Origin of the sequence: Pseudomonas sp. R1-18, from assembly GCF_051132095.1 — a bacterium.
In the GTDB taxonomy this organism is placed as follows: domain Bacteria; phylum Pseudomonadota; class Gammaproteobacteria; order Pseudomonadales; family Pseudomonadaceae; genus Aquipseudomonas.
Map to the genome: position 1 here is coordinate 1365419 of NZ_CP071658.1, position 13417 is coordinate 1378835.

Sequence of the window (13417 nt, forward strand, 5' to 3'; positions counted from 1 at the left end):
ACATGAGCAGCGATTTTCTCGCCCTGGCGCTGCCGGGCGTGCAAAAACTCTCGCCTTACGTTCCGGGAAAGCCTGTGGACGAACTGGCGCGAGAGTTTGATCTGGACCCGGCAAGCATCATCAAGCTTGCCAGTAACGAAAACCCGCTGGGTGCCAGCCCCAGGGCGCTGGCCGCCATACGCCAGGAGCTGGCCGAGCTGACGCGGTATCCGGACGGCAACGGTTTCGCCCTCAAGCAGCGGCTTGCCGAGCGCTGCCGCGTGCAGCCGGACCAGGTGACATTGGGCAACGGTTCCAACGACATTCTCGAACTGGTGGCCCGAGCCTGGCTCGCCCCCGGCTTGAATGCGGTGTTCAGTGAGTTCGCATTCGCTATCTACCCGATCGTCACCCAGGCCGTGGGTGCGCAAGCCCGCGTTACGCCCGCCCGGGAATGGGGCCACGATCTGCCGGCAATGCTGCGGGCAATCGACAGCCAGACCCGCGTGGTATTCATCGCCAACCCGAACAATCCGACCGGGACCTGGTTCGGGCCGCAAGCACTGGCCGAGTTTCTCGCCGCGGTGCCCGAGCACGTTCTGGTCGTGCTGGATGAAGCCTATATCGAATACGCCGAGGGCGAGGAACTGCCTGATGGCCTGGATTACCTGGCCGCCTACCCGAACCTGCTGGTATCGCGGACTTTCTCCAAGGCTTATGGCCTGGCGTCGCTGCGCGTGGGCTACGGTCTGTCGTCGCCGGCGGTTGCGGACGTACTCAATCGGGTTCGTCAGCCGTTCAACGTCAACAGCCTCGCGCTGGCGGCAGCGTGCGCTGCGCTGGACGATGTGGACTATGTCGAGCAGAGCCGTCGGCTGAACGAGGCGGGCATGCAGCAGCTGGAAACCGGCCTGCGCGAGCTGGGGCTGAGCTGGATTCCGTCCAGAGCCAACTTCCTCGCGGTCGATGTGGGACGCAACGCGGCTCCGGTCTACGAAGGGTTGTTGCGTGAAGGTGTGATCGTACGCCCGGTCGGTGGCTACGGCATGCCCGACCACCTGCGTGTCAGCATTGGTCAGCCTCAGGAAAACAGTCGTTTTCTGGAAGCATTGAGCCGGGTTCTGGCTCGTGGTTGATGTCATGGCAGTGCAATCAGTCGAACCGATCATGGGGCGCCTTGTGGTCGTGGGGCTCGGCCTTATTGGCGGATCGTTCGCCAAAGGTGTTCGAGAAAGCGGACTGTGCCGCGAAGTGGTCGGTGTCGATCTGGACGCTCGGTCTCGCCAGCTGGCGGTCGAGCTGGGTGTTGTGGATCGCTGTGAAGAGGATCTGGCCGTGGCCTGCCAGGGTGCCGATGTCATACAGCTGGCCGTGCCGATTCTGGCGATGGAGCGCATGCTCGCGCTGCTGGCCCGGCTGGACCTCGGCGATGCCGTGCTGACTGATGTCGGTAGCGCCAAGGGCAATGTGGTACGGGCAGCGCGACAGGCGTTCGGTCGCATGCCGCCGCGCTTCGTGCCCGGGCATCCGATTGCCGGTTCCGAACAAAGTGGCGTGGAGGCGTCCAATGCCGGCCTGTTCCGCCGCCACAAAGTGATCCTGACACCGGTGGAAGAAACCGATCCGGCGGCTCTGCTGCTGGTCAATCGCCTGTGGTCTGCGCTGGGGGCGGATGTGGAGCACATGCAGGTCGAACGGCATGACGAAGTGCTCGCCGCGACCAGCCATCTGCCGCATTTGCTGGCATTCGGGCTGGTGGATTCTCTGGCCAAGCGTAACGAAAACCTGGAAATCTTCAGGTATGCGGCGGGCGGTTTTCGCGATTTCACCCGCATCGCCGGCAGCGATCCGGTGATGTGGCATGACATCTTCCTTGCCAATCGCGAGGCGGTGTTGCGCACGCTCGACACCTACCGCAGCGATCTCGATGCGCTGCGCGACGCTGTAGACGCGGGCGATGGTCACCAGTTGCTGGGTGTGTTTACCCGTGCGCGAATGGCGCGCGAACATTTTGGCAAGATCCTGGCGCGTCGTGCCTATGTGGAGACGAAGGACGTCGAGCGCATGACTTTCGAGGCCGGACCCGGTGGCAGCGTCAGCGGTAGCATTCGCGTGCCGGGTGACAAATCCATCTCGCACCGCTCGGTCATGCTTGGCTCTCTGGCCGAGGGCACCACCGAAATCGAAGGTTTTCTGGAAGGCGAGGACGCGCTGGCGACCTTGCAGGCTTTCCGCGACATGGGTGTCGTCATCGAAGGGCCTCATCATGGGCGAGTGACCATTCATGGCGTGGGTCTGCGTGGGCTCAAGTCCGCGCCCGGCCCGATCTATCTGGGAAATTCCGGCACGACCATGCGGTTGCTGGCAGGCCTGCTGGCCGGGCAGAACTTCGACAGCACCCTGACCGGTAGCGCGTCGCTGTCCCGTCGTTCGATGGAGCGGGTAGTCGAGCCGTTGCGCCAGATGGGCGCGGTGATCGAAACCGGCGCTGAAGGGCATCCACCTCTGGTGATTCGCGGTGGAAAACGGTTGAAAGGCGCGGCGCATGTCATTCCGATGGCCAGTGCGCAGGTGAAGTCCGCCCTGCTGCTGGCCGGGTTGTATGCCCAAGGCCAGACCACGGTGACCGAACCCGCCATGACTCGTGATCATACCGAGCGCATGCTGCACGGCTTCGGCTATCCGCTGGCGACCCATGGCAATTGCGTGGCCATCGAGGCCGGGCATCCGCTTGTCGCGACCCGCATTCAGGTGCCGGCGGATATTTCTTCGGCGGCCTTCTTCATGGTGGCGGCGTCCATCACTGAAGGCTCCGAGCTGCTGCTCGAACATGTCGGAGTGAACCCCACGCGTACCGGTGTTATCGATATTCTGCGTCTCATGGGCGCCGATATTGTCCAGCTGAACGTGCGCGAAGTTGGCGGCGAGCCGGTTGCCGATCTGCGCGTGAGTCATGCACCACTCGAAGGCATCGAGATTCCGCCGCACCTGGTGCCATTGGCGATCGATGAATTTCCGGTGCTCTTTATTGCTGCGGCCTGTGCCAGTGGGCGTACCATTGTGCATGGCGCCCAGGAGCTGCGGGTCAAGGACCTGGACCGTGTCCAGGCCATGGCGGAAGGTCTGCGATCCCTGGGCATCAAGGTTGAACCCACCGCGGACGGCATCATTATTGAAGGTGGTTCCCTTGGCGGTGGTGAACTAGACGCTCGCGGCGATCATCGTATTGCCATGGCTTTCAGTGTTGCGTCCCTGCGGGCGTCGGCACCGATTCGCATCCACGATTGCGCGAATGTCGCCACATCGTTCCCTAATTTCCTGGCGCTGTGCGCTCAAGTCGGCATGCGTGTAGCGCAAGAGGTTCAAAAGTGAAAATCAAAGCACCCGTTATCACCATCGACGGACCAAGCGGTTCAGGCAAAGGCACCGTCGCCGGTCTGTTGGCTGTCCACCTGGGCTGGTGCCTGCTCGACTCCGGCGCCCTTTACCGCCTGCTGGCCTTCGCCGCGAGCAATCACGGCGTGGACCTGACCAATGAAGAAGCGCTCAAGCTGCTGGCCGCGCATCTCGACGTCCAGTTCGAGGCGGCGTCGGCGGGGCAAGGGCAACGCATCATCCTCGAAGGCGAGGATGTGACCAACGCCATCCGCAACGAGAAGGTTGGCAGCGGCGCTTCCCAGGTGGCTTCATTGCCCGCGGTACGTGATGCCCTGCTGCAGCGCCAGCGGGCTTTTCAGGAAGAACCGGGGCTGGTGGCCGACGGTCGCGACATGGGCACCGTGGTATTCCCGGATGCACCATTGAAGATCTTTCTGACCGCCAGCGCCGAGGAACGTGCACGCCGCCGTTACTTGCAGTTGAAGGCCAAGGGCGATGATGTTAGTCTGTCGAGTCTGCTAGATGAGATAAGTGCACGCGATGAGCGTGACACCCAGCGAGCGGTAGCTCCGCTCAAGCCGGCGCACGACGCCATACAGCTGGATTCCACGGAATTGTCCATCGAGCAGGTGTTGCAACGCATCCTGAGCGAAGTCGCGCTACGCGATATTGCCGGATGATCAGGAAGCGTGCGGGAGACCAGACATAGTCCCGCAGGCTTCCTTTCATATGAACGAAACCCACGTTGTCTGGAGCGTGGCAGATGGGCGTATTCTTCGCCCTTATCAACAGGAATTAAAATGAGCGAAAGCTTTGCTGAACTTTTCGAAGAAAGCCTAAAGACCCTTAACCTTCAGGCTGGTTCGATCATCACCGCGATCATCGTCGATATCGATTACCAGGCTGGTTGGGTCACCGTTCACGCTGGTCTGAAGTCTGAAGGCCTCATCCCGCTGGAACAGTTCCACAACGATGCTGGCGAACTGACCATCAAGATTGGCGATGAAGTCCACGTTGCGCTGGACGCGGTCGAAGACGGCTTTGGCGAAACCAAGCTGTCCCGCGAAAAAGCCAAGCGTGCAGAGTGCTGGATCGTTCTGGAAGCGGCTTTCGCAGCTGAAGAAGTGGTCAAGGGCGTTATCAACGGTAAGGTTAAAGGCGGCTTCACTGTCGACGTTAACGGCATCCGTGCGTTCCTGCCTGGTTCTCTGGTTGACGTCCGCCCTGTGCGTGACACTACTCACCTGGAAGGCAAAGAGCTCGAATTCAAGGTCATCAAGCTGGACCAGAAGCGCAACAACGTTGTCGTTTCCCGTCGCAGTGTCCTGGAAGCCGAGAACAGTGCCGAGCGCGAAGCTCTGCTGGAATCCCTGCAGGAAGGCCAACAGGTCAAGGGTATCGTCAAGAACCTCACCGATTACGGCGCATTCGTCGATCTGGGTGGCGTCGATGGCCTGCTGCACATCACCGACATGGCCTGGAAGCGCATCAAGCATCCATCGGAAATCGTCAATGTTGGCGATGAGATCGATGTGAAGGTCCTGAAGTACGATCGCGAGCGCAATCGTGTTTCTCTGGGTCTGAAGCAACTGGGCGAAGACCCATGGGTTGCTATCAAGGCTCGTTACCCGGAAGGCACTCGCGTAACCGCGCGCGTCACCAACCTGACCGACTACGGCTGCTTCGCAGAGCTGGAAGAAGGCGTGGAAGGCCTGGTACACGTTTCCGAAATGGACTGGACCAACAAGAACATCCACCCTTCGAAAGTCGTTCAGGTTGGCGACGAAGTGGAAGTCATGGTTCTGGATATCGACGAAGAGCGTCGTCGTATCTCCCTGGGCATCAAGCAGTGCAAGTCGAACCCGTGGGAAGACTTCTCCGGTCAGTTCAACAAGGGCGACAAGATCTCCGGCACCATCAAGTCGATCACCGATTTCGGTATCTTCATTGGTCTGGACGGCGGCATCGACGGTCTGGTTCACCTGTCCGACATCTCCTGGAACGAAGTGGGCGAAGAAGCCGTACGTCGTTTCAAGAAGGGCGACGAGCTTGACACCGTGATCCTGTCTGTTGATCCAGAGCGTGAGCGTATCTCGCTGGGTATCAAGCAGCTGGAAAGCGATCCGTTCTCCGAGTACGTCACTGTCAATGACAAAGGCGCTATCGTTCGCGGTACCGTCAAGGAAGTTGATGCCAAGGGCGCTATCATCACCCTGGCCGACGACATCGAAGCGACCCTCAAGGCTTCCGAAATCAGCCGTGACCGCGTTGAAGACGCGCGTAACGTTCTGAAGGAAGGCGAAGAGATCGAAGCCAAGATCATCAGCGTTGACCGCAAGAGCCGCGTAATCAGCCTGTCCATCAAGTCGAAAGACGTTGAAGACGAGAAAGAAGCTATCCAGAGCCTGCGTAGCAAGCCTGAAGCTGCTGAAAGCACTGGTCCAACCACCATTGGTGACCTGCTGCGTGCGCAAATGGAAAAACAGAACTAAGTTCTGCTTTCCACTGAAAAAGGGCGACTTCGGTCGCCCTTTTTTGTGCCTGCAATTCCGCTCAAGAGCAGGCGACGTCAGCGCGACCTCCATAGGCGGCATTGGCTGCGTTGCAGCTCAGCGGCTCGTCAGGGCCTTTGAGAACGGGGTTAAAAACTCCAGCGGACAGGTAGTGGTGGCGCGGCCAGTCTGCCGTCATGAATTCGAGTCCGGTTGCCATCACTTCACATAAGTCAATAGATGGGCTGTTCAAAATCTTCCGGTCATGCTACAACCTTCGAAGCGCTGACCTAGCTGCTTGAAAAAGAAGGGAAAAATATGACGAAGTCGGAGTTGATCGAACGAATTGTCACCCATCAAGGGCTGCTCTCATCCAAGGATGTCGAGTTGGCCATCAAGACCATGCTTGAACAAATGTCTCAGTGTCTGGCAACAGGCGACCGTATAGAAATACGGGGCTTTGGCAGCTTTTCCCTGCACTACCGTGCACCACGTGTCGGGCGTAACCCTAAAACCGGTCAATCGGTCAGCCTGGACGGTAAATTCGTTCCGCACTTCAAGCCTGGCAAGGAACTGCGGGACCGGGTCAACGAAGAAGAAGAGGGCATGTGAGCCGCTTCCAAGGACGTATAAATGCGCATTCTTAAACGCATCCTGCTGGTCGTCGTGGCGATGGTTGTCGTCATCCTGACCGCGGCATTCATGCTGGAGAACCGGCAGCCCGTCGCCTTGACCTTCCTTGGTTGGTCAGCGCCCGAAATGTCTGTAGCCGTACCGGTCGTTGTTGCACTATTGGTCGGAATGTTGATCGGCCCGGTGTTTGCGTGGATCGCAAGCCAGCGCAAAAAACGTGTAAAAGGCGTCGTCCGTACGGTCTGATCATCCGACAGGTAATGCCACGTGTTACCAACCTGGATGGAGCGGGTTTGAAGCGTGCCTGACGCACAGCCTGTCACGTGTCCGACGCTAGGAAAAAGCGTGGGCAAGCGTACGAATATACTTCCCGCTAGTTATTCTTTTGCTAACGCTTCTGTAGGAAAAGTCGACGCATAGAGTTGGACTTTGCTGCCACTGCTGTAAGTCTAAATTCTGCTTCCAAGGAAAGCCTTGATTTGCGCGGCTCTCTCGATATTCGCGGAAATAGATAATCTTTCAGATCCCGTTCATCCCTTTATTCCCTCGCTTGAAAGTTTCGCCAGTCGATGCAGAATGCCCGCGCTCGTGTGATTGGCAATAAACACCGAGCGCCAAAGTATTTGCGGTCGTAGCGCTGGTAAAGGAATGAACTGGATGTCGTACCCTGAAATAATCCACCACGGAGCAGTGAAGAGCGTTACAGGCTCTTGTCACCAACTGCGCATGGAAGCTTCAAACAGTCTGTTGGTCGATTGCGGTTCCAGGCAGGACAGCGCCGGTACTCGTCAGGTGGAGGGCCTGGGCTTCGATCCCGGCGAGATCAGGGCTGTCATTCTGACCCATGTTCACAACGACCATGCCGGACGCCTGCCCGCGTTGCTGGCCAGCGGCTATAAAGGCCCGATCCTGTGCAGTGAGCCGTCGGCTCATCTGTTACCTCTTGTCATCGAAGACGCGCTGAAGTTCGAGTTCGGCCACGATCCACGACGCGTCGCCGACGATCTGCACGCCATCCGGAACAGGGTGATTGCCCTGCCATTCGATCACTGGTTCAGTCTCGTTACCACCGAGACGCTGACCTGCAAAGTACGTCTGCAGCGGGCAGGTCACATTCTGGGCTCCGCGTATGTCGAGTGCCATCTTGAATATCCGACTGAAGGGCGCAGTGAACGCATTGTCTTCTCGGGAGATCTGGGGGCCGGTCATACGCCGATGCTTCCCAATCCCAAGCCACCTGAGCGGGCCGACATCCTGGTGCTGGAGAGCACGTACGGGGACCGCGTTCACTACGACCGTAAGTCCCGGCATCTGCGGCTGGAACAGGCCATCGACAGGGCACTTGAAGACAACGGCACGGTACTGATTCCGGCATTCAGTATCGGGCGGACGCAAGAGCTGCTGTACGAACTGGAAGATATTCTCCAGCGCAAGGCAATGCTGAATGCGCCAGACAGCCTGGAGCCGGCCCGGGCGCCGAGCGGCGATGCGCCTGTTGACTGGCCGCAGCTTCCCATCATTCTTGATTCACCGTTGGCCGCCCGGTTCACCAGCACCTATCAATCGTTCGCCGACTACTGGGATGTCGAGGCGCGAAAGCGGATCGACGCCGGGCGCAAGCCTCTGGATTTCAGGCAGTTGATCACAATCGACAGCCATGATCAGCATCTGCGCACAGTCAATTACCTGTCCAGCACCCTGCGTCCGGCCGTGGTCATTGCAGGCAACGGCATGTGCGCCGGCGGGCGGATCGTCAACTACCTCAAGGCCATGCTCGGCGATGCGCGTCATAACGTATTATTCGTAGGCTATCAGGCGAAAGGCACGCCCGGTGCCGCCATACAGGCGCATGGCCCTACAGGCGGATATGTCGAACTCGATCGGCAGCGCTATGAGATCCGGGCGGGGGTCGAGACAGTATCAGGTTATTCGGCGCACGCCGATCAGGAAGGGCTGGTCAACTTCGTTACCCGTATGGCCGAATGGCCCCGGCAAATCAGACTTGTACATGGCGAGACCCAGGCAAAAAAGATATTGGGGCAAGTATTGCAGCGCAAGTATTCGCTGGCGCGCTTTGATCTGGAATTGATAATTCCCTGACTGTGATGATCGGACCTGTGCTCGCGGTTTAACGGACATTTTTCGGGATCATGAGCATTGCTTCATGTAAGCCTGATTTAACAAACCGCCGAGAATTCAGTTGATAAAAAATGTTGCTCACGTACTATTTCCGATCTTTGGGCAGGATGTCCGGGCATGAGCAGCCAGGTTGCATTGATAGGAATAACGGGTGCAACGGGATTTGTTGGTGACGCTGTTGTGCGCCATTTGCTCGATACGACTGGCTCCGCATTACGTCTTGCTGTCCGTAACAACTATGAGGCACCCCAAGGGCGGGTGGAGGTAGTCACCGTCGGGGCGCTGACGCCCGACACCCAATGGGGTGCATTCACAAACGGGCTGGACGTTATCATTCACGCCGCAGCGCGCGTTCATGTCTTGAACGAATCAGCCAGCGATCCTGCGTTCGAGTACCAGCAGGCCAATGTTCTGGGCACCCTTCGCCTTGCCGAACAAGCGGCGGCCGCTGGTGTAAAGCGTTTCATATTCATCAGCTCCATCAAGGTGAACGGCGAAGGTACGGCGCCGGGCAGCGCTTATACCGCTGACGCACCTGCCCAGCCGCAAGACCCATACGGGGTATCGAAGCTCAGGGCCGAAGAGGGGCTACGCCAGTTGGCAATTGGCACGGGCATGGAGGTGGTCATTATCCGCCCCGTGCTGGTGTACGGACCCGGGGTCAAGGCTAACTTCCTGAACATGATGCGCTGGCTTGAGAAAGGCGTTCCGCTGCCACTCGGGGCTATCGATAATCGCCGCAGCCTGGTGGCGCTCGACAACCTTGTGGACCTGATCGCGACGTGCCTGGCTCACCCGGCAGCGGCGAATCAGACTTTTCTGGTGAGCGATGGTCGAGACGTCTCGACCACCGAACTCCTGAGGCTCATGGCTGCGGCGCTGGGCAAGCCGGCTCGTTTGCTGCCTGTCCCCATGTGGGCATTGAATGGCGCGGCAGCTTTGCTCGGCAGGAAAAACGTTTCTCGGCGACTGTGCGGCTCATTGCAGGTCGATATCTCCAAGACCCGTACATTGCTCGGCTGGACTCCACCCGTCAGCGTCGAAGAGGCCATGGAAAAAACCGCGCGGCATTATCTGGACCATAAAACCCATGCTTGAAGGTTTGTCGATCATTGCCGTGGCGGTTCTGTCGCTCGTGCTGACTGGCGGTATTCGCAAATATGCATTGGCCAAAAGCCTGATGGATATTCCCAATGCGCGCAGCTCGCACTCCGTACCAACGCCTCGTGGCGGCGGCGTTGCCATCGTGGTCGCTTTTCTCCTCGCAATGCTTGCCCTGGCGAGCGCTGGCAAGCTCTCCGCTTCCGCGCTCGCCGCCTTGGTCGGAACGGGCGGGTTGGTCGCGTTGATTGGTTTCATGGACGACCATGGACACATCGCCGCGCGGTGGCGACTGTTGGGGCATTTTGTAGCTGCCGCCTGGGCGCTGGGCTGGCTTGGCGGGCTGGCGCCGCTCTCGATGTTCGGCCACAGCATCGATCCGGGAATTCTGGGCCACGTGCTCGCGGCGTTCTATCTGGTATGGATGCTCAATCTTTATAACTTCATGGACGGCATCGACGGGATCGCGGGCGTCGAAGCCGTGACGGTCTGTGCCGGCATCAGCATCATCTATTTCATCGGCGGTCACGATGATCTGCTCTGGAGCCCGGTATTCCTCGCTGCGGCAGCGTCCGGATTCCTGTTCTGGAATTTCCCGCCTGCGCGGATATTCATGGGCGACGCCGGCAGCGGGTTTCTGGGCGTCGTGCTGGGTGTGCTGTCGATGCAGGCGGCGTGGGTGTCTTCTCAGCTGCTCTGGGCCTGGCTCATCCTGCTGGGAGTGTTCGTGGTGGATGCGACATTCACGCTGATCCGCAGGCTGTTGCGTGGCGACAAGGTCTACGAGGCTCATCGCAGCCACGCTTATCAGTTCGCATCGCGCCGTTTCGGCAGCCATTTGCCGGTAACACTGGCAGTGGGCGCGATCAACATTTTCTGGCTGTTTCCGCTTGCCCTGTGGGTTTCGCTGTGGGGCGGGGACGGTTTGACGGGCGTTCTTGTGGCCTATTTGCCGCTGACGGTGCTGGCGTTCCGGTTCGATGCCGGTCAGTTGGAACGCAATTGACTGCGCGAGTCCACGAGTTTTCATATAAATTGAGACTTTGTATGTGTTTTGCGCGAATGACGCGGATCGGACGTACCCGGAACAGTGGGCCGGTAGAGGAGCTTTTACCGAGTGATGAGTAAGCTACGAACCGCGTTGCTGGCGTTGCCACGTCGGCAGAAGCGAATACTGCAAGTGGCGGCCGACGTCGTCCTCGTCTGGGTTGCACTGTGGATGGCATTCGTCGTGCGGCTGGGTATAGAAGAGCTGGTCAACCCGCTTGAAAAGCACACCTGGCTGTTCATCTGTGCGCCGATTGCCGCCATACCCTTGTTCATCCGTTTCGGCATGTATCGTGCGGTCATGCGCTACTTCGGCAACGATGCTCTTATCGCCATCATCAAAGCGGTGACCATTTCCGCGCTGATTCTGGGCTGCATGGTTTACGCGTACAGCAACCACCAGCAGCTTGTTCCCCGTTCCATCATGTTCAATTACTGGTGGCTCAGCCTGGTCATGATCGGCGGGCTGCGTCTGGCGATGCGGCAGTATTTTCTGGGGGACTGGTTCACCGCTGCCCGGCACGTGCCCTTTGCCAACCGTGACGATGGTCTGCCCAAGGTGGCGATATACGGCGCCGGTGCTGCCGGCAACCAGCTGGTAGCGGCCCTGCGAATGGGGCGGCTGATGCGTCCGGTAGCCTTCATCGATGATGATGAGTCGATTTCCAACCGGGTTATATCCGGCCTGCAAGTCTACAAGCCCAAACATATCCAGCAGATGATCGACGTAACCGGTGCTCAGGAGATTCTTCTGGCGATCCCGTCATCATCGCGAGGACGGCGTCGAGAAATCCTTGGCTTCCTCGAAGGCTTTCCGTTGCATGTACGCAGCGTGCCCGGCTTCATGGATCTGGCGGCCGGACGGGTTAAGGTCGACGATCTGCAGGAAGTCGACATCGCCGACCTTCTGGGGCGCGATTCCGTGCCCGCTCGCGAGAACCTGCTGGAGCATTGCATCAAAGGCCAGACGGTTCTGGTGACGGGCGCTGGCGGCTCCATCGGCTCGGAGCTGTGTCGCCAGATATTGCTGCTCAAGCCCACTCAGTTGCTGTTGTTCGATCACAGCGAATTCAATCTCTACAGCATCCTGTCCGAACTCGAACATCGCGCCGCTCGCGAAGCGCTTTCGGTCAAGCTGCTGCCCATTCTCGGTTCGGTGCGTAATCATCCGAAGCTGCTGGCGATCATGAAGACCTGGAAGGTCGACACTGTCTACCACGCCGCCGCTTACAAACATGTGCCCATGGTTGAGCACAATATTGCCGAAGGCGTGATCAACAACGTGGTCGGCACCCTGAACACCGCTCAGGCGGCGCTGCAGGCAGGTGTTTCCAACTTCGTGTTGATTTCCACCGACAAGGCGGTCAGGCCGACCAATGTCATGGGCAGTACCAAACGTCTGGCCGAACTCATCCTGCAGGCGTTGAGTCGCGAAACAGCGCCAGTGATTTTCGGCGACAAGGCCAACGTTTATCAGGTCAACAAGACCCGCTTCATCATGGTCCGCTTCGGCAACGTGCTGGGTTCGTCCGGCTCGGTGATCCCGCTCTTCCACAAGCAGATTCAGTCCGGCGGGCCGTTGACGGTCACGCACCCGAAGATCACCCGATACTTCATGACCATACCCGAAGCCGCGCAACTGGTTATCCAGGCCGGCTCGATGGGGCAGGGTGGGGATGTGTTCGTGCTCGATATGGGCGAGCCGGTCAGGATTGTTGAGCTTGCGGAGAAGATGATTCACCTGTCAGGGCTCAGCATCCGCTCGGAAAAGAACCCCCACGGCGATATCTCGATTGAATTCACCGGCCTGCGGCCCGGCGAAAAACTCTACGAAGAGCTGCTGATCGGCGACAACGTGGTGGCGACAGAGCATCCGATGATCATGAGTGCCCACGAAGATTTCCTCCAGTGGGAAGACTTGAAAATCTGCCTGAGCCGGCTGCTGGAGGCCGTTGAACGGGACGATTACAACGGCGTTCGTCAATTGCTTCGGGAAACGGTGAATGGTTATTCGCCGGAAGGCGATATTGTCGACTGGATGTATCAGGAGCGGCGGCGTGAACCCTGATTCGGGCAACCGTCCGGTTACACTCGTTCACACTATCGTGCTCATGAAGTTACATGCCGATATAAGTTTTCGACGGGACATAAGTCGATACGCTCTGCTTCGTTGACAGTTCGCTTCGCTGAGTTAGTTTTGTAAGGACGGCACTCGGAGTGCTGCTTATTAAACTGCTATGGAGCTTCATGTATGCGAACTACGTTTTTCTCCTCCCTGTTGTTTGCCCTGCTCACCAGTACTTCCGTGGCCGTGACCGCGGCGCCCGTGGACAAGCCTGTAGCGGCGGCGCCTATAGCTGGCGCCGCACTGCCGAACGGTGCCATGAGCTCCACGACTCTCGAAAACGGGATGGGCAAAGTCAATCTCAATACGGCGGATGCAATGACCCTGCAAAAGGAATTGACCGGGATCGGAAAGAACAAGGCAGACGCTATTGTGGCGTATCGCGAGAACAATGGTCAGTTCACTTCCATCGACGAACTGATTGAAGTAAAAGGAATTGGTAAAGCCATTCTCGACAAGAATCGCGAGAAACTTTCACTGGAATAACCGCACGTCGAGCCACTGAAAAAAGACCGATCATGAT

At 58.5% G+C, this 13417-nt stretch carries 11 protein-coding genes; all 11 read left to right on the plus strand.

The annotated features are described in order from the left end of the window. Positions 1-2 precede the first annotated feature (2 nt). The 11 genes from hisC to J3P77_RS06375 all read left to right on the plus strand — a co-directional run bounded on the left by hisC (position 3) and on the right by J3P77_RS06375 (position 13380). Positions 3-1115: a histidinol-phosphate transaminase gene (hisC, locus tag J3P77_RS06325; protein ID WP_434680434.1), complete on the plus strand. Its 1113-nt coding sequence runs from the start codon at positions 3-5 to the stop codon at positions 1113-1115. 28 nt (positions 1116-1143) lie between these two features. Then, positions 1144-3351, plus strand: coding sequence for a bifunctional prephenate dehydrogenase/3-phosphoshikimate 1-carboxyvinyltransferase (locus tag J3P77_RS06330; protein ID WP_434681910.1), 2208 nt, complete (start codon positions 1144-1146; stop codon positions 3349-3351). After that, positions 3348-4037: a (d)CMP kinase gene (gene cmk / locus J3P77_RS06335; RefSeq protein ID WP_434680435.1), complete on the plus strand. Its 690-nt coding sequence runs from the start codon at positions 3348-3350 to the stop codon at positions 4035-4037. Before J3P77_RS06330 ends, cmk begins: the two co-directional genes overlap by 4 nt. A 120-nt stretch (positions 4038-4157) precedes the next feature. After that, on the plus strand, positions 4158-5849 hold the full coding sequence (rpsA, locus tag J3P77_RS06340; protein WP_434680436.1) for a 30S ribosomal protein S1: 1692 nt from the start codon (positions 4158-4160) through the stop codon (positions 5847-5849). Positions 5850-6167: 318 nt separating this feature from the next. Continuing rightward, the gene (gene ihfB / locus J3P77_RS06345) at positions 6168-6461 is read left to right on the plus strand and encodes an integration host factor subunit beta (protein WP_434680437.1); all 294 of its coding nucleotides are present in this window, start codon (positions 6168-6170) and stop codon (positions 6459-6461) included. A gap of 21 nt (positions 6462-6482) precedes the next feature. Beyond that, positions 6483-6728 carry a lipopolysaccharide assembly protein LapA domain-containing protein gene (locus J3P77_RS06350; protein WP_434680439.1) on the plus strand — a complete coding sequence of 82 codons (246 nt, stop codon included), beginning with the start codon at positions 6483-6485 and terminating at the stop codon, positions 6726-6728. A gap of 411 nt (positions 6729-7139) precedes the next feature. Then, the gene (locus J3P77_RS06355) at positions 7140-8582 is read left to right on the plus strand and encodes an MBL fold metallo-hydrolase (protein WP_434680440.1); all 1443 of its coding nucleotides are present in this window, start codon (positions 7140-7142) and stop codon (positions 8580-8582) included. Between the two features lie 156 nt (positions 8583-8738). Continuing rightward, positions 8739-9719 (plus strand): UDP-glucose 4-epimerase family protein, encoded by a 981-nt coding sequence (locus J3P77_RS06360; protein WP_434680441.1) that lies wholly within the window; start codon positions 8739-8741, stop codon positions 9717-9719. Further along, complete coding sequence (locus tag J3P77_RS06365; RefSeq protein ID WP_434680442.1) at positions 9712-10728, plus strand: MraY family glycosyltransferase; 1017 nt, start codon at positions 9712-9714, stop codon at positions 10726-10728. Before J3P77_RS06360 ends, J3P77_RS06365 begins: the two co-directional genes overlap by 8 nt. Positions 10729-10842: 114 nt before the next feature. Further along, on the plus strand, positions 10843-12837 hold the full coding sequence (locus tag J3P77_RS06370) for a polysaccharide biosynthesis protein (protein ID WP_434680444.1): 1995 nt from the start codon (positions 10843-10845) through the stop codon (positions 12835-12837). Between the two features lie 183 nt (positions 12838-13020). Continuing rightward, positions 13021-13380, plus strand: a complete 360-nt coding sequence (locus tag J3P77_RS06375; RefSeq protein WP_434680445.1) for a ComEA family DNA-binding protein — start codon at positions 13021-13023, stop codon at positions 13378-13380. Positions 13381-13417 lie beyond the last annotated feature (37 nt).

What these genes read in the sequence shown, in the direction of transcription:
- J3P77_RS06365 (WP_434680442.1), top strand. Translation starts at nt 9,712, where the DNA reads ATGCTTGAAGGTTTGTCGATCATTGCCGTGGCGGTTCTGTCGCTCGTG.
- J3P77_RS06355 (WP_434680440.1), top strand. Translation starts at nt 7,140, where the DNA reads ATGTCGTACCCTGAAATAATCCACCACGGAGCAGTGAAGAGCGTTACA.
- hisC (WP_434680434.1), top strand. Translation starts at nt 3, where the DNA reads ATGAGCAGCGATTTTCTCGCCCTGGCGCTGCCGGGCGTGCAAAAACTC.
- J3P77_RS06370 (WP_434680444.1), top strand. Translation starts at nt 10,843, where the DNA reads ATGAGTAAGCTACGAACCGCGTTGCTGGCGTTGCCACGTCGGCAGAAG.
- ihfB (WP_434680437.1), top strand. Translation starts at nt 6,168, where the DNA reads ATGACGAAGTCGGAGTTGATCGAACGAATTGTCACCCATCAAGGGCTG.
- J3P77_RS06360 (WP_434680441.1), top strand. Translation starts at nt 8,739, where the DNA reads ATGAGCAGCCAGGTTGCATTGATAGGAATAACGGGTGCAACGGGATTT.
- rpsA (WP_434680436.1), top strand. Translation starts at nt 4,158, where the DNA reads ATGAGCGAAAGCTTTGCTGAACTTTTCGAAGAAAGCCTAAAGACCCTT.
- J3P77_RS06350 (WP_434680439.1), top strand. Translation starts at nt 6,483, where the DNA reads ATGCGCATTCTTAAACGCATCCTGCTGGTCGTCGTGGCGATGGTTGTC.
- J3P77_RS06375 (WP_434680445.1), top strand. Translation starts at nt 13,021, where the DNA reads ATGCGAACTACGTTTTTCTCCTCCCTGTTGTTTGCCCTGCTCACCAGT.